General features: G+C 33.7%; 17 protein-coding genes. 4 read left to right on the top strand and 13 right to left on the bottom strand.

What is annotated here, in order from left to right:
• Positions 1-4: 4 nt before the first annotated feature.
• Positions 5-1,000, bottom strand: coding sequence for an LLM class flavin-dependent oxidoreductase (locus MYRA21_RS09450; RefSeq protein ID WP_039328906.1), 996 nt, complete (start codon positions 998-1,000; stop codon positions 5-7).
• Positions 1,001-1,177: 177 nt separating this feature from the next.
• On the opposite strand from MYRA21_RS09450, the gene MYRA21_RS09445 reads away from it, so the two are divergent.
• On the top strand, positions 1,178-1,519 hold the full coding sequence (locus MYRA21_RS09445; RefSeq protein WP_006257175.1) for a cupin domain-containing protein: 342 nt from the start codon (positions 1,178-1,180) through the stop codon (positions 1,517-1,519).
• 111 nt (positions 1,520-1,630) lie between these two features.
• Positions 1,631-2,572: an MBL fold metallo-hydrolase gene (locus tag MYRA21_RS09440; RefSeq protein WP_039328904.1), complete on the top strand. Its 942-nt coding sequence runs from the start codon at positions 1,631-1,633 to the stop codon at positions 2,570-2,572.
• 55 nt (positions 2,573-2,627) lie between these two features.
• On the opposite strand, the gene brnQ is transcribed toward MYRA21_RS09440, so the two are convergent.
• On the bottom strand, positions 2,628-3,953 hold the full coding sequence (brnQ, locus tag MYRA21_RS09435; protein WP_039328902.1) for a branched-chain amino acid transport system II carrier protein: 1,326 nt from the start codon (positions 3,951-3,953) through the stop codon (positions 2,628-2,630).
• A gap of 264 nt (positions 3,954-4,217) precedes the next feature.
• On the opposite strand from brnQ, the gene MYRA21_RS09430 reads away from it, so the two are divergent.
• The gene (locus tag MYRA21_RS09430; protein ID WP_039328900.1) at positions 4,218-4,745 is read left to right on the top strand and encodes a GNAT family N-acetyltransferase; all 528 of its coding nucleotides are present in this window, start codon (positions 4,218-4,220) and stop codon (positions 4,743-4,745) included.
• On the opposite strand, the gene MYRA21_RS09425 is transcribed toward MYRA21_RS09430, so the two are convergent.
• Positions 4,731-5,045, bottom strand: coding sequence for a helix-turn-helix domain-containing protein (locus MYRA21_RS09425; RefSeq protein WP_006260590.1), 315 nt, complete (start codon positions 5,043-5,045; stop codon positions 4,731-4,733). The genes MYRA21_RS09430 and MYRA21_RS09425 overlap by 15 nt on opposite strands.
• Positions 5,046-5,570: 525 nt before the next feature.
• Here MYRA21_RS09425 and MYRA21_RS09420 point away from each other — a divergent pair.
• Positions 5,571-6,446, top strand: coding sequence for an AraC family transcriptional regulator (locus tag MYRA21_RS09420; protein WP_006257180.1), 876 nt, complete (start codon positions 5,571-5,573; stop codon positions 6,444-6,446).
• Between the two features lie 224 nt (positions 6,447-6,670).
• Here the strand turns inward: MYRA21_RS09420 and MYRA21_RS09415 are convergent, their stop codons facing one another.
• From MYRA21_RS09415 to MYRA21_RS09370, 10 genes are all read right to left on the bottom strand, one after another.
• Positions 6,671-7,105: an FKBP-type peptidyl-prolyl cis-trans isomerase gene (locus MYRA21_RS09415; RefSeq protein ID WP_006262895.1), complete on the bottom strand. Its 435-nt coding sequence runs from the start codon at positions 7,103-7,105 to the stop codon at positions 6,671-6,673.
• 47 nt (positions 7,106-7,152) lie between these two features.
• Positions 7,153-8,898 (bottom strand): nuclease-related domain-containing DEAD/DEAH box helicase, encoded by a 1,746-nt coding sequence (locus MYRA21_RS09410; RefSeq protein ID WP_006257182.1) that lies wholly within the window; start codon positions 8,896-8,898, stop codon positions 7,153-7,155.
• Positions 8,899-9,141: 243 nt separating this feature from the next.
• On the bottom strand, positions 9,142-10,287 hold the full coding sequence (locus MYRA21_RS09405) for a cytochrome-c peroxidase (RefSeq protein WP_006257183.1): 1,146 nt from the start codon (positions 10,285-10,287) through the stop codon (positions 9,142-9,144).
• 28 nt (positions 10,288-10,315) lie between these two features.
• Positions 10,316-11,845 (bottom strand): DUF6850 family outer membrane beta-barrel protein, encoded by a 1,530-nt coding sequence (locus tag MYRA21_RS09400; protein WP_006260588.1) that lies wholly within the window; start codon positions 11,843-11,845, stop codon positions 10,316-10,318.
• Between the two features lie 12 nt (positions 11,846-11,857).
• The gene (locus MYRA21_RS09395; protein WP_006260587.1) at positions 11,858-13,090 is read right to left on the bottom strand and encodes a DUF4876 domain-containing protein; all 1,233 of its coding nucleotides are present in this window, start codon (positions 13,088-13,090) and stop codon (positions 11,858-11,860) included.
• Positions 13,091-13,094: 4 nt separating this feature from the next.
• The gene (locus tag MYRA21_RS09390; protein ID WP_006260586.1) at positions 13,095-15,836 is read right to left on the bottom strand and encodes a TonB-dependent receptor plug domain-containing protein; all 2,742 of its coding nucleotides are present in this window, start codon (positions 15,834-15,836) and stop codon (positions 13,095-13,097) included.
• A 305-nt stretch (positions 15,837-16,141) separates the two neighbouring features.
• Positions 16,142-17,272, bottom strand: coding sequence for a cytochrome-c peroxidase (locus MYRA21_RS09385; RefSeq protein ID WP_006260585.1), 1,131 nt, complete (start codon positions 17,270-17,272; stop codon positions 16,142-16,144).
• Positions 17,273-17,288: 16 nt separating this feature from the next.
• The gene (locus tag MYRA21_RS09380; protein ID WP_006260584.1) at positions 17,289-18,806 is read right to left on the bottom strand and encodes a DUF6850 family outer membrane beta-barrel protein; all 1,518 of its coding nucleotides are present in this window, start codon (positions 18,804-18,806) and stop codon (positions 17,289-17,291) included.
• Between the two features lie 10 nt (positions 18,807-18,816).
• Complete coding sequence (locus tag MYRA21_RS09375) at positions 18,817-20,040, bottom strand: DUF4876 domain-containing protein (RefSeq protein WP_006260583.1); 1,224 nt, start codon at positions 20,038-20,040, stop codon at positions 18,817-18,819.
• Positions 20,041-20,052: 12 nt separating this feature from the next.
• The gene (locus tag MYRA21_RS09370; RefSeq protein WP_006260582.1) at positions 20,053-22,881 is read right to left on the bottom strand and encodes a TonB-dependent receptor plug domain-containing protein; all 2,829 of its coding nucleotides are present in this window, start codon (positions 22,879-22,881) and stop codon (positions 20,053-20,055) included.
• Positions 22,882-22,946: the final 65 nt, after the last annotated feature.

Raw genomic sequence — 22,946 nt, 5'->3', positions numbered from 1 at the left:
ACTTTTATTTGTTTTTCATAATCTCTGAAAACAATTCAACACTTCTTAAACGTTCTTCTACTCCATAGATTGGAGTAGTGATCATAATCTCGTCAACCTCAATCGTATTAAAGAAATCTGTTAAACCACTTTTTACTTTTTCTTTGTCTCCTATAAAAGAGAAGAATGTTTTTTGCTTTACAATGAACTCTTCATAGTCTGTCCAATTGCCCTCCATAGATTCACAAGGTCTCTGAAGAGGTTTTCTATCATTTCTAATAATTCCTAAAAACATTTTATAAAATGATGTAGCTAGTTGTTCAGCCTTTTCATTCGTATCTGCAACTATTACATTCACACAAGGCATAAAATAGGGTTTATCTAATTGTGCAGATGGTACAAAATTCTTTCTATAAATATTAGCTGCTTGTAATAAATGATCTGGAGCAAAATGACTTGCAAATGCATACGGCAAACCTAACTCAGCTGCTAAATATGCACTATCTGTACTAGATCCTAGTATCCACATCGGTATATCACATCCTTCTCCAGGAAATGCTCTTACCTTAGCTCCTTCATTTACTTTAAAAAAACGCTTTAGCTCCTCTATCTGTTGTGGGAAAAAATTAGCTGCATGTACGTCATTACGTCTCAAAGCAAGGGCTGTAGCCTGATCGGTACCTGGTGCCCTACCTAATCCAAGATCTATTCTACCTGGATATAACGCCTCCAAGGTTCCAAACTGTTCAGCAATAACTAAAGATGGATGGTTTGGTAACATCACCCCTCCTGAACCTATTCTCAATGTAGATGTCCCTCCTGCCAAATATCCAATCAAAACAGATGTGGCGGAAGAAGCTATATGTGGCATATTATGATGTTCTGCCAACCATAGTCTATTAAAGCCAACTTTTTCAATATGTTGTGCTACTTTTAAAACATTCTGTAAAGTTTCAGTCGTTGTTTTATCCTCACCTATAATCGCAAGATCTAAGAATGAGAATGGTATATTATGATTCATATAAAAATTCAATTAAAATGATATGACACAAGATAACATTAATAAACAGAATGCTATTCGCTGTTATAAAAAATTAACACCATGAGTTATATTAACTTATTAATAAGCTTATAAACAATAATTTATACCAATAAAAAATCGTAAATTTATAACACTAATCATTACTTAAATAATATGATGCACATACAGAACTTATTAGAGCAGATAGAGTATGGTGAGAAGAAACCAGCTATCAAAATACTAGTGGATAACGACTTTTCTAAAGAAATCAGAATTGTATTCAAAAAAGGACAAGAGATGAAAGAACATAAGACATCCTTCCCTATAGTCGTGGAAATCGTAAAAGGAGCGATAACATTCGGGGTGGAAGGAAAGCCTTATGACTTAAAAGAGGGACACTTAATCGCACTAGAACCTAATATCCCACATGACCTAACAGCTCTAGAGGATAGCATAGTACGACTAACCTTACATAAATCTGATCAGGTCACAAGAGTGATGAATGTCATCAAGGACTAAGTATAGTTATCTTCTACAAGTATTACTACGCCTATACCTGCTAAAATATATTGCTTATTAGATAACAAAGAATCCTTATAAGTACAGTAAATTTGCACAAATCAGAAAAAAATGAAAAAAATAATATCTAGCATACTGTTACTATCAAGTACATTCTGTCTGGCACAAAATCTAGAAATTATCCCATTAGGGGTCTATGGTGGTGGAGATGAGAGCAACTTATCGTCTTATCTTATCGGAGTAGAAAACACAAATAGCTATATCGCTCTAGATGCTGGTACTATACATAGTGGTATCAATAAAGCAATCGAAGAAAAAACATTCTCAGCAGATAATGGTACGATACTACGCGATTATATCAAAGGGTATTTTATATCACATGGTCATCTGGATCATCTATCAGGACTAATCATAAATTCTCCTGAGGATTCTTCTAAGCCTATATATGCGTTACCATTTGTCATTGATATTTTTAAGAACAACTATTTCACTAATGCTTCATGGGCAAACTTCGGTAATGAAGGAGAAAAACCTATACTAGGTAAATATAAATATACAAGAGTAAAACCTGCACAATCCTTCAATATAGAGAACACTTCTCTGTCTGCTGAAGTATTTGAACTTAGTCATGTAAATCCACAGTTAAGCTCTGCTATATTAGTAAGAAATAATGATGAATATGTACTCTACTTCGGAGATACAGGAGCAGATAGAGTAGAGAAAACAACTAAACTTAACTATATCTGGGAGTACATAGCACCTCTGATCATTAATAAGAACCTTAAGACTATATTATTAGAAGTATCTTTCCCAAATAGTCAGCCAGAGGATAAGTTATTCGGACACTTAACACCCAAACTGTTAAATGAGGAATTAGGTAATCTAGCAAATCATGTAGGTAAGGAAAACTTAAGAGATTTAAATATAGTTATTACACATCTAAAACCTAGTGGAACAGCTATAAGTACTATCAAAGAAGAATTAGCTACTCAAAACGAATTTAAAGTCAACTATATCTTCCCTGTACAAGGGCAAAAAATAAAGTTACAATAACCAAAAAAGCCGTCTATGTAGACGGCTTTTTTGGTTATATACTATATCCTTATCATTAATTTGATTTTTGTTTAAAGAACATCTTGTCTACAATAAACACAAGAATGAATGCTACTAAAGATGGAATCAGCCAAGGCACATCATAACTACTCATTGGCAGTGTCTTAATAAATTCTTCAGATGACTGAGAATACTCTATAAAGTCATATTTAAAAGCAATAAAAGAGCTAAACTGAATCAATGCTACAACTGTAGTAGTTAAGATTGCTCCAACGAAAGGAGCTTTTCTAGTCACAGATTTACCAAAAGCCACCATATAAATGATCAATGTCAATGTAATAGGATATATGATTCCTAAAAATGGAGCTGCATAATCAATGATACTATCTACCCCTTTCACTGCTAATATTGCAGAAGAAACACAAGTAATAACTACAACTAGCTGATAGCTAAGTTTTCCTTTCGTTAATTGGCTAAAGAATGTACCTGTAGCACACACTAACGCAATCGCAGTGGTCAAACAAGCTAAAGCTATACATAATGATAATGCTAGAGTCCCCTGACTACCTAATACTCCATTAGAGATATGCAACAATAGTTCTGTTCTCTTTAAATCATCTGTAATAGGGTAACCTGAGGTTGCTCCTAGGTATACTAATCCACCATATATGAATAATAAACATGAGATAGCAACAACACCTGACATATAAGTAACCTTAGTTTTCTCTTTAGAACTCACATAGCCAGCAGCCTTCACTGCAGAGATGATAATACCAGCATAAATCACTGATGCTAATACATCCATAGTCTGGTATCCCTCAGCAAATCCAAGTCTAAATGGATCTGGATAAGAAGTATTAACTAACTTAGAAGTATCTAAAGGATTGACTATACCAATCACTACCATCGCTACCAAAAGAACTAATAACATAGGTGTCAAATACTTACCTATAATATTAACTACCTTAGACGGAGATATCGAAAGTAACAACGTAATCCCAAAGAAAATAACAGAAGACCATACTGCACTAAAATCAGGAAAGACAGATAATACCCCTATCTCAAAGGTAGTCGCTGCTGTACGAGGAATAGCAACCAATGGTCCTATACTAAGAATAATAGCTGTAGCTAATACCCATCCTAATGTACTATTGATCCGTTTACCTAAGTCTGTAAATTCGTCTCCAGAAATCAATACAGCAACAATTCCTAAAAAGGGTGCTAGTATTGCGGTGATAGAAAACCCTGTAACAGCCGAGGTCCAAGAACCTTCTGTAAACAATCCAATAATAGGAGGCAAAATTATATTTCCAGCACCAAAAAACATGGCAAACAATGCAAAACCAATAGTTACTGCATCAAAGATGGATTTTTTATTCATTCATTAAATTTTAGGTAGTTAACATTTGTTTTATTCTATAGTAAAATCAGTAAAATTTCTTAAAATTTGTACTTAAAAATAACATTCAATATCTTTAGTTTTACTTAAGAGGAGCACAATATATAAAATAATAATCGGCTTAGATATATACATACCAATATTTTACACCATATTCATTTAGATTCAGTGATAATTTAACACCTTCTAGAATATGTTAAAAAAAACAACACCAATAACCGAATTAGAAACAAAAAAAACTAAAAAATGATTCTTTTTACTACCAATAACTTAAAAATAGAAACAATTCAATTAGGAGAAGACTTAAATGACCTATTAAAGATTCATAACTCTCCTGACACAATGAAATGGATTCCATCTAGGGCAAATCACTGGGATTCTGATGCTTTAAGAAATAAATATGCAAAAAACGATCTCCTCTACTCTCAAGGGTTAGGAATCTATAAAATTTCTCTAAACAATAACTCCCAAACTGATATAATAGGGGAAGTACTACTCATAAAATACGGAGAGCAAGAAGAAAAAATAGAAATAGGGTACATTATACATAAGGATTATTGGCAAAAAGGTTACGGTACAGAATTACTACATGGCATAGAACTCTTCATGCAACAAATATATCCTTCAAAAATCCTTATCGCACAACTCTACGAGAGTAATATAGCCTCTCGTAAACTATTAGAAAAAATGAATTATTCACTTATAGATAGACAAGAACTGGATAATAACACCTACAAGTTAATCTACCAGAAAGAAATCTTATCTACTTTGTAGCTCATTATATAGATTGTCAAATACAGGTATCACTAGTCTAGCTCTCTCTGTAAGGGAGTACTCTATATGTAAAGGTTTTTCATTAATTACACTCTTAATTAAGAACCCATCCTCTTCCAACTCTTTTAAAGCTACAGAGACAGATTGCTTATTAGCACCTTCTAACAAGCGCATATAATCTCTAAACCTCCTAGGCTCCTCTTCTGTAATATGAATGATATGAACTTTCCATTTGCCACCAAGAGTCTTTATTAGTTCTTCTGCTGGGCACTTAGTAGTTTTTTCATCGCTTTTAATCATAATCCATATTTATTTAGTTACAAAGCTACACAATTCCCTTTATAATGGAAAAACTAGTGTAATTGATATTCTTTTAATACTACAGAATATTAAAATATAACATCACTTCCAACAATTTCTCATTTTAGACTAAGCAAATAGTCAAAAAAGTCTCATTTTTTGCTTTATTATTTTATCATATAAATTACAAAATAATATGTTCCAAATATTAAATTATAATCAATCATATGTAATAAATCGTAAAAATAAAATACTCATATATACAAATCAAATGAATAAATAACAATTTTAAAACACAATAAATACAATAATCAATTCATTTTAAGTAAAAAAGACAATAAAAAACACTTTTTACACAACATTGATATATTTCATATTATTAATTTTACACTAACAAAACATCAACATATTATTAACATAAAATTTAAATATGATTAGCCATTTAAAAAACACGACTTAGTATAAACCTAATACACAAAACTCACACTCCCCAACCGAGTTTGCGTATTAAAAATCACCTACATCATGACAAGCACAGCATCAAAGATCGTAATTCCAACTAAAATAGTGGAATTTAAGAATCCACCTAAAGATGATTTTATCATTTTTCAACAAGGGGACGAAACAAAGAAAATATCTCCATATAACAAAAGGAGTTATTACAAACTTTCTTATTTAAAATCAAAGAGTAAATTCTTTGATGGAAATAAAGTGATTGAGTTAGAAGGTCCATCATTATTCTTTTCTAACCCGGTATCTCATTATACATTCGAACCAGTATCAGAAAAACCGGAAGGATACTACTGTTTATTTAACAGCAGCTTCTTAGGCTATAAAAGTCACTTATTAAAAAGCATTCTTGCCCACTTACACGAGAATCCTATTTACCTTTTAACGCCACAACAAGATGAGTTTATTTCTTATGTATTTAAGAGAATTGAAGAAGAAAACAATCAAAAGTATGCGCAGAAATACGAATTAATGCGTAACTATATTGAAATCATAATACATCAAAGCAATAAGCTCAATGCGACATATACTGTAGACCAGAGTGTAAATGCACCACAAAGATTGTGTTCAAAATTCTTAGAATTATTAGAAAAGCAATTTCCGATTGAAAAAACAAATACAGTAATCAAATTGAAAACGCCTAATGATTTTGCAAAAGTGCTGAATGTACACGTAAATCATCTCAATCATACTTTAAAGAAAACAATAGGAAAATGTACTAGTGACTGTATCCAAGAGAGACTATTAATAGAGTCACAAAAATTACTAAAGTCTAAACCATGGAGTGTAGCTGAAATAGGCTATTGTTTAGGTTTTGAATACCCAACGTATTTTTCTAGCTTTTTTAAGAAATATACTTTACTTACTCCTAATCAATATCGCAAAAATTAAATAATGATACAAAGATGTTTGAATTGTTTTACAATCAATTGAATAACTCAACTTAACTTTGTGGAAGAACATAGAAAACAACTTTACTAAAAATTACAATTGCAGAAAACTGCAAAAACACATTGCTTATCTTCAAGCTAAAAAAATGAAGAATAGTAGCCCTAAATCTTTTTTATTGTTAAAAAAGCCACCTTTTTAGAAGGTGGCTTTTTGTTTTGTCACTATTAAAGTTTATTTACTAATTCTACTTCAAATACAAGAGTGCTATAGGGACCAATCTCTTTACTAATATGCTCTTCTCTATAAGCGTATTCTGGAGGTGTGACCATTCTAAACTTAGTGCCTATTGGCAATAATGGAACAACCTGTTGATAGGCTAGAATTAATTTGCTCAGGTTGAAAGAAGCGGTCTTTCCTCTAGCAATAGAACTATCAAAAACTTCTCCATTGATATTAGTACCATGATAATGACATTCTATGCGATCAGAAAGTTCTACTTTGTCCCCTTCACCTAATGCTATAATCTCATAAGCTACACCTGAGGGCAATAAGATCACTCCGTCCTTCTTTACATATTCTTCTAAATACTTAGCTCCTTCTTCTTTATTCTTCTGTTCTAACTGCTCTTTCCTTTTTTTTAATAACTCTGCGACACTCATAAGTATTACTCTATTTTAAACTTACCTGCAAAAATAATAGATAATTTCTATCCTTCATGCTCTTTATAAGTATGTAATTGCCAAATACTAAGGTTATCCATAGCACGTGTACATCCCACATACCATTCATAAGGAGTTAGTTTATTCGGTTTATCCACTACAAGAATAACATTCTTACGTTCTAATCCTTTAAACTTAACTGCTGTAGTATACTGGAGTTTCTTAGGCTTTAATGTAAGATTCTCAACTGTAAGCTCCTCCATTCCTAATTCTAGAATTAAATCAGCAACGTTATTACGTCTCTGCCACACTTTACTTTGTACCAACACAATTACATCCTCAGCGTTTAATGAAGAACTAGGGTCATTAATACTGCGTATCACTTCTTCCATTGCTTCTTTAATCGTCACTTGATCATAGAATGAACGCAATTCAATTTCATCATACTCTTTCTGATGCACACTCACCTCATCCCAATCATCAGGATGCGTTTGAATATGTTCTGAAATCTGACGAATCTGTGACTTCTGTGCACTTCGTCGTATTTTGTGTAATTTAAAATGAGTAAAATACTCTTTCAAGAAGTAAGCATAATCAGAAACATCACGTCCAAAAAGAGAGAAGCTTTGGTCTAGATCATAAAGAAGCATAATATTCCCTTGTTTCATTCCATTGTGATTACCACATAACTTATGCATCATTAAGTGAAGATTACGATCAAACAAATCTTGTGCTTCGTCTACAATCATATAATCATAATTAGGAAGCTTATCTATTTCTTCTAAATGAGTAATCGTCTTTCTAATATAGTCTGCAAATTTCTCTGGTTCTATATATAAAAGATCACGCTCAGTAACACCAGGTAAATACTTCATCACAAACTGTGTGAATGTAATGCAGTCTATACGAACATTACTCGCCTTAAACCTCTGTGCATTATAAGCACATAACAAAGAATTCCAGCACAAATAAATACCGTGTCTTCCCACCTGCATCTCACTATACGCCATCGCCATAGTAGTCTTACCTGTACCTGGCGCTCCTTCTATCATTAAACGCGGGTTTTCAGAAAGAGAGTACAGTATCTCTAAGTTTCGTTCTTTTAGCCATTCTAACGAATTTCTAGATTGGAAGACATTGGTATCCTGAATCATTGGACTGAATGTATTCACAATATTATCCAATTCTGCTTTCGATAGATTATTAAATCTAATAGGGTGTGTATTCTCTAATTTCTGCTTAGAATAATCATAGATATGTAATAGAAATTTTTCTATATTCTTATATCTATTGCGTCGAGTGTAGTCACTAAATATAAGATTCTTATCATAAATAGTATTCTCAATAGCAATTTTAGTAGTTGGAAAGGCCACTGCTTCACAGAATAATATATGCTTAAAGCTAGGGAACACTTTATTCATCAAAGTGTATTTATATCCCTTCACTTGTTCAAAAGGGTTTTGGTTTAGCCACTTCTTACGCTTACCATCCTTAAAACAGAAACGTCCTTGGTCAACAAAAATATTCCCCCCTTTTACTTCTAAGACAATAATTCCAAATTTAGAAACAATGATAAAGTCAAGCTCAGCGTCCGCTTTAGCCCTTTTTATCTTAGAGTTATCATGAAAAGGAAGTTTCATACTATACCATACATACCAATCATGAGGGCTTTTAGACAGGGATTCTACAATATCTCCATATATTAAAAACTCTCCATAAGGAACCTTGTTCCCATTTATAAAAAGTTGCTCGAGCTCATCTAGAGGGTACTCCGGATAAATCTTTAAAGCCATGACTCTACATTTTTTTGATGAACATCTAAATTACGTCTTTTACCTCAACTCTACTCTATATTCTACAATTAAAAAAGGATAAACTAAAAATAGCTTATCCTTCTATAACATTTACATTTAAATTATGAAAAACTCCCTCTTCATCTTCATTATTCTATTGCAAAAATAGACCTAGAGAATGTCATAAGATATCATTCAAAAAATAAACGACTATTTAGAAATAAATAGTCGTTTATAAATATATTATTCTGTTGGAAACTCAGGTCTTCTCATCTTAAATCTACTTCCAGATAGAGACTCTAAGAATGCTACTATCGCTTTTGTTTCTTCTTTCGTTAACTCTAGAGGTTTCATTAAAGGATCTGTCACAGGATATAAAGGATCTTTCGCTTTTTGTTCAGCAGTAGGATCTATCATGTGCATACCACTGTTGTACATATTAACGATTCCTTCCAGATCGTCAAATAATCCATTATGCATCCAAGGTCTAGTGTTTAAAAGATCTCTTAAACCAGGAGTTTTAAACTTCCCTACATCATTAGGATCTTTCGTTACTTCATATCTACCGAGATCTTCAAACTTGCGTTTATAGTAAGTCAATCCAATATTGTGAAAAGACTCATCTGTCAAGTACTGCCCATGATGACAATTCATACATCTACCTTTCGTTCTAAACAAATGCATACCATAAATTTCTTGGTCATTAAGCGCTTTATATTTACCGTCTATAAAAGCATCTACTCGACTAGGTTGACTCTTAATTGTCTTTTGAAACGTAGCAATTGCTCCTACAATACGGTCATAGGTAATCTTCTCATCACCGAAAGCTTCTTTAAAATAAGGTTTATACCCTTGTACTTTACTCAATTTGGCAGGTAAATCTACTACGTCCATTGCCATTTCGTTATGAGCAGATAATGGTCCATTAGCCTGTTCTTCTAAACTATTAGCTCTACCGTCCCAAAAATAAGAAGTACGCTCTGCAGTATTATATAACGAAGGGGTATTACGTGCTCCTTTTAAGTGATCATGTCCAAGTCCCACCATACGTCTATCTGTCCATCCTAATTCAGGATCATGACATGAACTACACGATATCTGATTAGACTTTGACAATTTAGGATCAAAGAATAACATACGACCTAAAATTACTTCAGGTTTCGCTTGTTCTGTAAAATAGTCGTTATCACGTTTAATACTTCCCATCTCACTCCATTCCACACCTTCATCTATAGTTGGTGCCGGCCATTGTGAAATAGGCTGCTTATAGCTTTCTATTATTTTTTGATACTCAGGGTTGTCGCTTCCTAAGAATCCTACAAACTTTGGACTAAAACTAAATAATCCAAAAGCTAAGAATCCAGATAATAAAATAACTACCTTTTTCATTGTTTATTTGTTGTTAGTTAATAACTGCTTAGAAAATAACTCCTAGAGACATTCCTATATAGTTATTTGTTTTGTTTATATTATACTTTGTCTGTTCATACTGAATCTGAGCAAACATGGCTGGTATATTACTAACCTTCACATCATATCTGGCTGTAATACCATAAGTCTGATAATTAGCAGTCTGAATCGCTAAATCATGTTGTACCCATTCTGTCATAGCAGGGCTCTTATACGATGTTACCAAATTCACAGTATCCTCCTTAAGATTACGCACTCTAAAATAAGGGCTTACTGTTATGATATTAGATTGATTCAATTGTCGCATATAATCAACTTCTAATCCATAATGTAAATATGTGAATCGCTGTCTAGCCTGAGTATCTCTTCTCTTTTCTTCTGTCTGTTCTACTGTGAAAGAAGGTGAAACTACTAATCTACTAACATCTGTACTATATTGATAAAATAAAGACGTATACACATCACTTCTTACAAACTTATACAGATCTTGCTCTCCTATCTTTCTCTCTAACTTTTCTGTTTTAGAATAAAAAGACTCAATTCCTCTTGATTCACTTAGTAAGTAATTAACTTTTGCTCCTAAACGATGTTCATCTAGATCAATATATTTAATTCCTCCTATTGTATATTTTTTAGTTTTAAGTACAGACATTTCTTTTGAAGGACTACTTCCAAAGTTCTTCTCAATATCAAACTGCCCAAACGAACCTTGTATCAAAAAGTCCTTACCTTTATTCTTAGCTATAGTTCCTCCTACCTCATATCCTGTTCCCTCATAAATCATCTTCATATCTACAGCAGAACTAAAGTAATAATTATAAGCTCCTAAACCTGTCAGGTGATACGCTATGGGCTTCCCTAATAGACTGACAAACTTAATTGTACTATTCTGAGTATATTTATTCCAATTTGCATACACTCCTAATTCGTAGTCCTTATAAACATTATAGTTTACTCCAATGCGCAAATTTAAATCTGAAGAGGTATTCTTAGGTCTTGGGTCTACTTCTCTATATCCACTTTTAGCCATATAACTAACTTCTCCTCCTACTGTCCACTTATCAAACTGTTTAGCCATCCCTCCTGCAAATTGATAAATCTCTTGCTTCATGGTACCTCCTATAGAATCACCTAACACATAAGGTCCTAGGATATGTCTGTCAAGATTCTCATTCCACTTCATATTCTTTTGCTTCTGAGTATTATAAGAAGCGCTTCCCCATAGGACAGTATTATTCTTTAATCGTTGATAAGAAGAAGTATTTACCTTAAAGGCATCTAAGCCATCTCCATCCTGGATTAAATAAGCATCCTTACTATCTGATAGATAATTCAAACTTAATTCAGAAAAAGACAAAGGACTATACGATGTCATGAAAGCACGATTAGCAAAAAAGTCTTGTCCGAATACGATATTCATATCCCGTTGAGCTAGTCTACTCTCGTATAAATTAGAATCTGTTCTATCCTGAGCTTGAACCTCAGCACAAAACAATACACTAATTATTCCAACTATATTTATATATGTATTTCTCAATGTACTCCTATTTTATTTATGATGTATTCCGTCTTTTAGAGACATCTCTGACTGAGGAATAAAATCATCTGAAGAATTATTAGTATCCTTATACACATTGCGACCTTGCTCATTAGGTCCTAAGACTTTTCTTCTGATAGTCTTTCCATAACGCGCTTTATCAGATTCTGAAGTTGCACAGTATGAGTAGCCGCTATCTAAAGAAGGAGCAGTCACTAGACGTTCAAACTTATCAGGAATACTTCCATTAACAGCATCAATAACCCATGTATTAGGCATTTTATATCTGCTGAACTTTTGTTCTTTACCTGCAGCTGTCAAATAGCTATAATCAAACTTATAATTAGCTAGCCAAGTATCCACATTCTCTCCTTTAGGAAAACGAGCTACGATATATCCTGTCTGTCCACGATCATGCATAGCGAACATACTAAAGTTTAACTTCGTATAAATCATCATCACATTAGGTACATTAGGATTATCTGGTTGTACATTCTTAGGGTTTTCAGTAATAGGAAATTCAAAGTCAGCATTAGATAAATCAGCCCCTGGTACATTGGCTAAGTTATGATTCTGAGCATTATCTGCTATTACAATAAAATCTCCTGGCTCTACTGGGTACTGGGTACCGTTACCTGGTAACATCATTACAGATTGTAAAACAAAAGCTTCGTTTAATACATCTGGTGTTTCTTTATTATCTCTAGTCGTCAAAAACTCCGATTGAGCGATCAATAATCCATCTGCATAAAGCACTCTATCTGTATTGTTAACTAGTTTAAAGTATTTACCTGTTTGGTATGTTTTTAATTCTGTAGTTTGTAATCCAGCAAAGAATATTTCTTCAAAGATAAAGTCATCGTTAAGTTGTTTGACAAATAAATTAATTGTCATATTTACTATCTGATCGGTCACGTCTAGCATTTCGCTTTTACTACCTAATCCTACTTCTTCTTTATCTTCTAGGACACCTATTCCTTCTGCTGACATTCTATAAGATCCCACAGGTAGAGCGACAGAGAAATAAGGAGAACCTACTGCTTTCTCCACTATTCGTAAACCTGTATTAACTTCAACAAACTCTACTTCTAATTCTTTTATTTCTTTAATACCTTCTACTTTAAATGCCATAGAAACAGTCGAATTCTGATTACTTCCAAGCGCATTATCATCTGTCAAACACGAGCTCATTAATAAGCTCATTGTCATCATCAATCCGTATAAAAATATATGCTTTAATCTCATTGTCTTAAATATTGAAGTTTATTTCCATTCCAAAGTAAGGTCCGCTATCATCTTTTCTATTTACATTCACTCCATTATATGTATATGAAGAATAGTGTGTGAATAATCGATTAACGAACATGGATGCCTTTACTGATTTATATATTCTCTTTGATATTTTAAAATTAGCATTAAATGTAAATGGTCTTCTCTCCTCCATACCATCTGTCTTAGAAACAGGTCTAACTAGATGTTGTAGTAATGGATCATTTGCACTTTCTTCTGTATAAGGATGAACTACATTATCTATTCCCATATATGCATAAGGAGCAGCAACTCTATTTAGGTTTAGGTTTCTTCTAAACACATCTCCCTGTAAAGAGGCAGATATATTCATATCTAAGCTAGGCAAATAAGTGTCTACAACTACATTGTACACTAGAGATGATCTTCTATTCCCATTATCATCTGCATAAATACCTGTGTATAAATACTGTTGTCCATTTACAGAGATACCAGGTCTCCAAAGAATAGAAGCACTATTAGAATACGTCGTTTTAAACCATGCTCCATTTAAAGTAATACGAGTATTAATCCCTTCAAAACGAGGTGAAGAATATCCAAACTCTATTCCTTCTTTTAATGTTGAACTTCCATTTTCAGTATGTGTATACTGCATCATGTCTTGTCTGTATGAATATGGGGATTGATCTAAATCTGGCTTGCCTAACTCATCATTCCACACTATATCTTTAGACTCATATCGCTTATATTCAAACCCCATAAACTGAGTCATATCTCTAAATCCTGTTGTCATCTTCTCATCGAAGTAGGTGATATAAAACTTGTGTTTTTTATATTCTAAATCTAAACGAATCTCTTTCTTCGTATTCTTCGCGCCTATCAAACTATGGTTAGCCAAAGGCATTCTGTAAGTATAGAACTGTGCGTATGCATTATCTGTCTTAGGATCTAGGTAACTTACTTGCACCATATCGAAGTAACGATCTTGTGGATATAGAAGAGCTAAAGTAGGTTGTTTATACAGTTCTCCATATCCTACTGTAATATCAGTCTTTAGATATTCCTGTCCCATCTTTAGCTTAGGAAGTCCCCATTGGAAGTTGACACGTGGCTCTGCAAATACCCTATCACTAATGCTAAACTCTTTTCCAACACCTAATAATTTAGACATTCTAACTCCTGCATATAATTGTAAGTGATGTTGACCTAAGTCATATTCCATACGATCACCTATATAAGCAGCTAATATCTGAGAAGCTGGTACTTCGTTAAAAGGGCGAGGACGTTTCATAGTCCCTACAGAAGGAGGTAATAAAGGATCGAATAACTCTCCTCTACCATTATTCTTTGAGTATCTAAAGTCCATCCCTACTTCTCCATGATGTTTAATCCCAAAAGTAGAAAAACCTAATTCTGACTGTAACTTTGTGTTGATATTTAAAGGACGGCCTTCTGTCTTAGATGTTGCTATGTATGATGTTGGTAAAAATACACCTTCATTTTCTCCTGTTTCATTTCCAACAGGAATAGCTACACGTCCATTCTGCTGTATAAAGATAGTCTCCTTAATATCTTCTATTCCTTGAGATACATAAGCATTCAAGGTTATATTCTTGAATAAAGCTTCTTTGCCAAAGTCAAGTTTTAGATTGTTACCTAATGAAAAGTACTGCTTTTTATTCTTATAACTATCTGTTCTATCATAACCTGTATCTGGATCAAACTTATCGTTATCAACAGTACCACTATAATCAAAATTTGCTTTCCAACTCAGATCATATCCTCCTACTACAAATGTTCTATCTGATCTCAATGATGATGATACTCTCTTATAGTTCTGAAGGACATCTGTAGGATCGTTCTTAGCATCCAAGAAATCTACACTTGCATTCAGTTTCCATCCTGTCTTAGTATCTATTCCTTTCCCTACATAATACAGTTTGCTAAAACCATCTACTTTAAAACGAGCTTGTAGTGGTGTATACCCTATCTTTCTATTTATCTTAATCAGACCTGAACTCAAATCTCCATAGGCAGCTGTAGGTATACCGCGAATAACCTCAACACTTTCGATATCATTAGTTGCCAAACTACGCATATCCACTCCTATATGAGAAGTCTTAGCTCCTCCTACAGATACCTGCATATCCGCATTAGTATTGATAATATTATCGTCTACCATAAACTGTACTCCTAATGCACCTGTTGCATATTTCTCTCCTGGGTTATTCTCTCTAATTAAAGCAGCATTCGCTACCGTAAGTTTAGGATCCTTTGCTTGCCCTCCTGGTAATAATTCCATTAAATCAGCAAAGCTTGATGGTTGTAAATGTTCCATCGCTTGACGATTAATCACAGAAGTAGAAGTAAGTCCCTTACTCTCTGTAGCAGTAATAACCATTTCTTCTAATATATTAGAAGATGCTGTCAACGTAATAGGTAATGTCTGACTTTGAAGTAAATTAACTACAGTAGAAGAACTTCCATAGCCAATATGAAATACTTCAACAGTATAAGTATCAGCTTTCAAATCAAAAATAGCAATACCTTGATCATCACTAACCTTTAATTGTGACTCTTTTGTTCCAGTTACCTGAATACTAGCATTATTAATATCTTTATTTTGAGCATCTTGCAATACGATCTTCAATTGCAACTTAGAAGATTGTGCAAAAATAGAAGAACAGAACAAGACTGTGAAAGTAACAAGTAGAACTTGAATAACTTGATATAAGCGTGTCATTGAATAACTTAATTAATCGGATGCCAAAAGTAGTCAACAAAACCTATATCTTCCAAGTTATTTAGACTTGATTCAAATTAATTCTATATATCTATTTAAGAATGAATGTAAATAAGTTTAAATCTTTATTTTATACAATAATTAAACACAATCATCAAATAAAACATAATATTACATACAATTCATCAGCACATTATAAGTTACTTCGATATAAATAGTATACTTTATACTACTAATAATATAAAAAGGCTTCTTTAGAACTAACTCTAAAGAAGCCTTTTACATTTAATTAAAGTAAATAAGCGTTACTTCGTTGGAAATATAGGACGTTCCATTTTATAGTAACTTCCTGACATTGATTCTAAAAATGCTACAATAGCTTTTATTTCTTTCTCATTTAATTTTAATGGTTTCATCAGTGGATCTGTTAGAGGAAAGAGCGGATCTAATGCTTTCTCTTCCTCTGTAGGATCTATCATGTGCATCCCACTATTATACAGATTCACTATTCCTTCTAAGTCATCCATTAACCCATTATGCATCCATGGCTTAGTCACTAATAGATCTCTTAAAGAAGGAGTTTTAAATTTCCCTACATCTTCTGCTTTTTTGGTATGTAAGTACAGTCCTAAATCTTCGTACTCTCTCTTATAATATGTCAACCCTATATTGTGAAAAGACTCATCAGTAAGATATTTCCCATGATGACAATTCATACATCCTGCCTTAGTTCTAAATAAGTGCATTCCATATATCTCTTGTTCTGTTAGGTACTGATACTCCCCTTGTATAAACTTATCGAAACGACTAGGCTGACTTTTGATTGTCTTTTGAAAAGTAGCTATTGCACCCACTATTCTTTCATAAGTCACTTTATCATCTCCGTAAGTTTCTTTAAACAAGGGTTTGTACTCTTTATACTTGCTTAACTTCGCAGGTAGTGATTTGACATCCATATCCATTTCGTGATGAGCAGATAAAGGTCCCATCGCTTGCTCTTCTAACGTTAATGCTCTACCATCCCAAAAGAAAGAACTACGCTCAGCAATATTGTATAAAGAAGGAGTATTCCTAGCTCCTAATAAATGATCATTCCCCAGTGATACCTGTCTATGGTCTGTCCATCCCATTTCAGGATCGTGACAAGAGCTACAAGATATCTGATTAGACTTTGATAACTTAGGGTCAAAGAACAGTGCCTTACCTAATACCACTTCTGGCAAATCTTGTGTCTCATAGTATAATGTATCTACCTCTATTGCCCCAAACTCTTTCCATTCTACACTCTTATCTATTATCGGACTAGGCCAATAGCTTATAGGTCTTTTATATTGATCCGTAATCTCTGTGTATTCAGAAACTGATCTTACTTCGAAATTAGTGTATCCTATGAATAGTAAAACCGCCCCAATAATAACACCTATCTTTTTTTTCATCTATCTTCTCTCTCTTTTAAAACGTAATTCCTAAACTCATCATCACACTACTGTTGTTTTGAAACTGCTTATAGTTTTGGAAATAATACTCTCCACCTACAAATACATCTATTACTTTCGGCAAAGCAAAATCATAACGAACCTTAAAGCTTCCTTCCCAATACTCTGCGATCTGAACAGCATAGTTATCAAGTAGCATTTGATTTATAGCATTGCTATTTCCATAATTAAAAGCAGCCTTTTCTTTAGCAGTTTGTCTTACCTTCCAATTAGACGTTACTGTCAATAGGCTTCTATCTTTAAATGTGTACATCCATTGCAAATCTGCTCCTATATAGGTATACTGAATATCTGTTTTAGTATAAGGCTTTTTATAACGCTCTACCTCTTGAGATATTCCTATATACGGTAAGATACTATACACACTATTTAAAGTTTCATACTTAAATACTCCACTTAATCTAAGACTCTTATTCTCGTATTTATATTGTTCTTCTTGCCCTATCTTTAAATAGTTTGTAACGCTCACATTGACAAACAAATTCTCTGTACCCTTTCTCGTCTTCATGTTCCCATCTAAGCGAACACCTAACTGAGTAGCCTGTACATCAAATAGCTTCCCTATAGACAAAAAGTGTTCTACCTCTTTAATTTTAGAAACTTGCAGATCATAAAAATCAGGTAGTAACTTCTCAAAACTAAAAATATTCATTCCCACTGTGGCAAACCACTTCTTCTGAGAAGTATCATATACTTGTAGAGAAGTGCCATACCTCCAACCATCATAATAAGCCTCTCTTCTTTTTCCTTTCAATAGATTATTGAAGTTTCCCATTCCACTCATCTCATATATCACAGGAAATCCAGTAGGACTATAAAAGTCCATCTTGTGTTTCTGTGTATATTTCTCTATTGAGGTATTTACCCCTATAGTAAAAAGCTCCTTAAATACTCTACTCACCCCTATATTCCCTCCTAATCGAGCAGAGAGGTTCTTAGGTCTAGGGTCTATATTACGGTATTCCATCTTCGCTTTATAAAAACCAGAGATACCGATATTGTACTTTCCTAATCGTTGGGCATAACCACCTTCGATGTGATAATCTTCATACTTAATATCTCCTCCTACGCTATCAGCTACCACATACGGAAATATTAAGTCGTAATCTGCACTCTCATTCCACATTACATCTCTACGCTTACCCTGTTGATAAGTAGCACTGCCCCACACAGCACTATGCTTATCTAATTTATGGTAAGCTTCAGCTTGAAAAGACAAATCATCTCTGTTTTTGCCCTCTTGAGCTAAAGTTGTTTCATTCTTACTATTCTGCTTTGCGATTTCGAAAGAAGTTAAACTGTACTTTCTATAGTCTAAATAGTGAGATGGATTGACATAAATAGGTTCTTCAAAATGACGTATTACATCTTGCTTCTCCTTTACTTTTATTGCCAATGAATCTGACTGCTGACCATATCCCAATACAGTACTCAACAATGACAAGAAACATAACCCAAAATGAAAGTGCTTCATACTACACTAATTAATATTTAAATAATGACGGTCTTACTGCAGGTGCAAAGTCAACTGTCGAATTATTAGTATCTTTTAGAACATTGTTCCCTGCTGCATTTTTACCTATTACATTTCTTCTTACAGCCTTACCATATCTTCCTTCATCCCCTACATGCTGTGTGATATAAGTATATCCCATATCTACTGATGGAGATGTTACATTCCACATATACTCATCTGCAATACCTAAGTTTACAGCATCTACTATCCATGAGTTTGGAATTTTAATAGCAGAATCTACACTTGGATATACTTCTCCTCCGAATATCATTTCGTACTCATAATCATATATATTATCTACTACTAACTTCTCCGTTGTCATTCCCTCAGGCATTTTTACTAAAGCATAAGCATAACTTCCTTGAATATTAATCACTAATTCATCGTGAATCGTAATCATTTTAGCAGCTTTTAACCCTACTGCATCATGTACTCCATCTCTAAAATTCTGAAACTCTGCGTTAGTCAAATCAATTGAGTTGCTGTTAAATTCTTTATGGTTAATAGCATTCTCTGCAAAGATTACCGATTTGCCTGGCTCTACTGGGTGGTCTTTTCCTTTACCTGGGAACTGTAAAATAGCTCCAGCAGACAATGCCTCACTCATAATATTAGGTGTATAATCTTGCTTATCGTTTGTCATAAACTTAGATTGTACAAATAACATTCCGTCTAAATACAATACCTCATCAGAGTTATTTGTTATTTTGAAGTATTGGTCATCTGTATACTGAAGTCCTTGTGGTGTCTTAGTCCCTGCGAAAAATACCTCTTCTATTACAAAACCTGTACTACTTGTTTTAAATACGATATCGATAGCCTTAGTCATTTCTCTACCCGAGATCACTACACCTTTAATAAAGTTACCTACTTTACTCTCCTCTACTACACCATTTACCTTATGTGTGATTACACCTTCTACTGTGATATCATAAGTACCTGTAGGAAGTGCTTTCTGTATTTTCTTATCTCCTTCATATACTAACTCTGTTTTCTTATTAGAGTTTAGTTCTGTCAACTTGATAGTCATCTGTTTTATCTCTTCTATCTTCGCACCTTGAGGATCATTAATCCAGAATGTTACGAAAGTCTGCTCATCCCCTGTCATATTGCTATTGTCATCAGAAGAACAAGCATTAAAACCTAATACCACTAGTAGTAAGCATAATGATTGTAAAAGTCGTTTTATCATTTTTATAAGTATTTATAGATTAAAATTTATTTCCATTCCGAAGTAAGGGTCTCTTAGTCCCTTTCTATTTACCTTAGTCCCATTCACAGAATATGGAGCATAGTAGGTAAATAACTTATTAGCGAACATAGACACTGTGATCTGCTTGTTTCTAAAACTCTTAGATAGCTTTAAGTTCACATCCATCAGCATAGGTGTTCTCCTAGATTTATCTGCATTGCTATGTTGTGGGATTACTAATTGTTCTAATAATGTTCCCTTTGCCTCTTCTGCATCATAAGGTCGTAATTCTCCATCTACTCCTACATAGTAGCTAGGCATTCCATTCATCGGTTCATTCTTTGCTAAGTAGTACCAGTTAAACTGAAATGAAGTAGAGAATTGTAAATCTAGTTTAGGGATATAGGTATCTAATAATAGATTACTATTTAGCTGTTCGTATTTGCTCTTAGGTTCCATTTCATCGTATAGTCCTAGGTACGGATAAGGCTTACCATTCACATTTGCATTAGAGTTACCACGTCTATAAGTTGGCAAACTATTGCCCTGTTTAGTTCTAAACCATGCCCCATTAATTGTAACACGAGTATTAATAACAGGAATTCTATTAGAACTATACTGAAACTCTATTCCTTCCTTATCTGTTCTACTACCATTACGAGAGAAATTGTATAAGAAGTTTTCATTAAATTGTTCATAAGGAAGATCCTCTTTATTCGGTACACTTGTGATATGATCATGATCTATACTAGAAGTATCATATCTCTTATAATCAAAGATTCCATACTGGTTCATCGTTCTAAACCCGTTGCTCATTCTTTCTTTAAACACCGTAAAAGTCAGCTGATGAAAACCCCAATTCAAATCTAACCTAGCCTCTAGCTTATTGTTTAAGGCAGGAGTCAATGCTTTGTTCTGTGGGTCAAAAACGCTCGTTTTATAATTAACTGTACGATAATCAGGATTACTGTGAAAATAGTTTAACTGCTGAACGTCTCTATAATATTTCTCAGGATAAAGAAGATTTAGGTCAGGGAATAATCTCTGCTGTCCCCATCCTAACGTTAAGTCTACTTTTGCTTCCTTATTCGCTACTACAAAAGAGGGCAATGTCCATTGTACATTCACACGTGGATCGATATACATCTTTCCACTCATAGTGAAATCATTAGACAAGTTTTGCATAATAGATCCTCTCGCACCTAATGCTAATGTTAGACCGTGTTGTCCAAATTTCGCAGAAGAAATATGCTCTGCAAACAAAGCCGTCGTTACATAAGCAGGAATATCCTTATATGCTCTATTTCTATAAGTAGATTTAGGATCTAAAGGCTTATAGATATCATAGACCTGACCTCTACCGTTATTCTTACTATACTGCCAATCAATACCAGCACGTATATCTGTAGAAATAGCAGACATCTTATAACGAAATGCACTCACTACCTTAGCGAAGATATCTAGTGGCTTACCATCTACTACACTCTCTGCAATATAATTAGCCGTAGGAAAAAAACCATCGTACTCACCATCCACAGTAGAAAGTGGTAGTGCTGTAGCTGCCTCTAGCTGTACAAACTTTGTCTGGTTAATCTTATCGAAACGTTGATTAAACGTAGTCTGTAATTCTATACTTCTAAAGAAAGATTCATTTCTACTCTCATAAGTCACTATATTACTCAGACTATAGAACTGATTATCCACTTTATATTTATTCGCACCTGTCAGGTCAATATCTGGATCAGACTTAGCGTCATCTATAGACCCTGTATAACTTAGGTTAGATACCCAAGAGAACAATCCTCCATTGTTTAAATTCTTATCCTTACTCACACGTACAGTACCTGTCACACGCTTATAACTCTCTAAATCATTGCGAGGTTCTGGTTTAGCATTTAGATAATCTAACCCTACATTTACCTTAAAGCTACTATCCTTAGATTCAAAACCTTTATTAACCGCAAATAGTTTACTATATCCATCTGCTTTAAAACGTGCTTGCCATTTAGAATATCCACTCTTCTTCGTGATCTTTACTACACCAGAAGTAAGGTTACCATATTCTACAGAAGGGATTCCTCTTATGATTTCTACTTTCTCTATTTGGTCTGTTGATATTGTACGCATATCAACACCTGAGCTAATATTGATATTCTTATTAACACCTGACGAAACATTATCCATATAGCCATAAGTATACTGAAGGTTTGCACCCGAGTTCAGTTGGGCTCCATCTACTACAAATAAAGTCCCAAGAGAAGAAGTGTCATATTGTTTATTTCCAACACCCCCTATATTAGAGCTTACTCTACCTACTTCTCTCAGCTGTATTTTATTGACACCGCCTAGGTACGGATCTTGTGCTCTACCCCCAGGTATTAATTCCATTAAGTCAGTAAAACTAGAAGGCTGTAGATGTTGCATAGCTCTTCTATTAATCACAGAAGTACTCGTAAGTCCCGTTCCTTCCTTAGCTGTAATCACGACTTCTTCTAATTGATTCGTTTCAGCTTTTAAGACAACTGTAAGGTTATTGTGCGTTAAGGTATTTAGCTTTTGACTGTAAAAAGAATAACTGATGTGCTGTACTTCTAAAAGATAGTTATCAGGTACTAGTTTAAAAGTTACTTCACCTGCCTCATTGGTAAGTTCTAAGACAGACTCCTTATCACTTTTTAGCATCACCACCGCTGTAGGAATAGCCATTCCATACTCATTCTGCACTTTGATAGAGATAGGAGAACGAGTATTCTGCCCATAACTGAGAAAGTGAATGAATAACGATAAGATAATAATAGTTAGTTGGGTTGGTCGTGTGATAATAGTAAAGTGTTTGAGCATCACGACTGTATTATGTTTTATGGGACAAATGTATAATCTAAAATCATTCTAAACAATATTATTTA

This window comes from Myroides sp. A21 (assembly GCF_000807225.1).
In the GTDB taxonomy this organism is placed as follows: Bacteria; Bacteroidota; Bacteroidia; order Flavobacteriales; family Flavobacteriaceae; genus Flavobacterium; species Flavobacterium odoratimimum.
Note: the sequence above shows the minus strand (reverse complement) of the source record. Positions and strands in the feature narration are given on the sequence as shown.

Bases quoted from the DNA above. Each gene is read 5' to 3' on its own strand.
- MYRA21_RS09450 (WP_039328906.1), bottom strand. From the start codon at position 1,000: ATGAATCATAATATACCATTCTCATTCTTAGATCTTGCGATTATAGGT.
- MYRA21_RS09445 (WP_006257175.1), top strand. From the start codon at position 1,178: ATGCACATACAGAACTTATTAGAGCAGATAGAGTATGGTGAGAAGAAA.
- MYRA21_RS09440 (WP_039328904.1), top strand. From the start codon at position 1,631: ATGAAAAAAATAATATCTAGCATACTGTTACTATCAAGTACATTCTGT.
- brnQ (WP_039328902.1), bottom strand. From the start codon at position 3,953: ATGAATAAAAAATCCATCTTTGATGCAGTAACTATTGGTTTTGCATTG.
- MYRA21_RS09430 (WP_039328900.1), top strand. From the start codon at position 4,218: ATGATTCTTTTTACTACCAATAACTTAAAAATAGAAACAATTCAATTA.
- MYRA21_RS09425 (WP_006260590.1), bottom strand. From the start codon at position 5,045: ATGATTAAAAGCGATGAAAAAACTACTAAGTGCCCAGCAGAAGAACTA.
- MYRA21_RS09420 (WP_006257180.1), top strand. From the start codon at position 5,571: ATGACAAGCACAGCATCAAAGATCGTAATTCCAACTAAAATAGTGGAA.
- MYRA21_RS09415 (WP_006262895.1), bottom strand. From the start codon at position 7,105: ATGAGTGTCGCAGAGTTATTAAAAAAAAGGAAAGAGCAGTTAGAACAG.
- MYRA21_RS09410 (WP_006257182.1), bottom strand. From the start codon at position 8,898: ATGGCTTTAAAGATTTATCCGGAGTACCCTCTAGATGAGCTCGAGCAA.
- MYRA21_RS09405 (WP_006257183.1), bottom strand. From the start codon at position 10,287: ATGAAAAAGGTAGTTATTTTATTATCTGGATTCTTAGCTTTTGGATTA.
- MYRA21_RS09395 (WP_006260587.1), bottom strand. From the start codon at position 13,090: ATGAGATTAAAGCATATATTTTTATACGGATTGATGATGACAATGAGC.
- MYRA21_RS09390 (WP_006260586.1), bottom strand. From the start codon at position 15,836: ATGACACGCTTATATCAAGTTATTCAAGTTCTACTTGTTACTTTCACA.
- MYRA21_RS09385 (WP_006260585.1), bottom strand. From the start codon at position 17,272: ATGAAAAAAAAGATAGGTGTTATTATTGGGGCGGTTTTACTATTCATA.
- MYRA21_RS09380 (WP_006260584.1), bottom strand. From the start codon at position 18,806: ATGAAGCACTTTCATTTTGGGTTATGTTTCTTGTCATTGTTGAGTACT.
- MYRA21_RS09375 (WP_006260583.1), bottom strand. From the start codon at position 20,040: ATGATAAAACGACTTTTACAATCATTATGCTTACTACTAGTGGTATTA.
- MYRA21_RS09370 (WP_006260582.1), bottom strand. From the start codon at position 22,881: ATGCTCAAACACTTTACTATTATCACACGACCAACCCAACTAACTATT.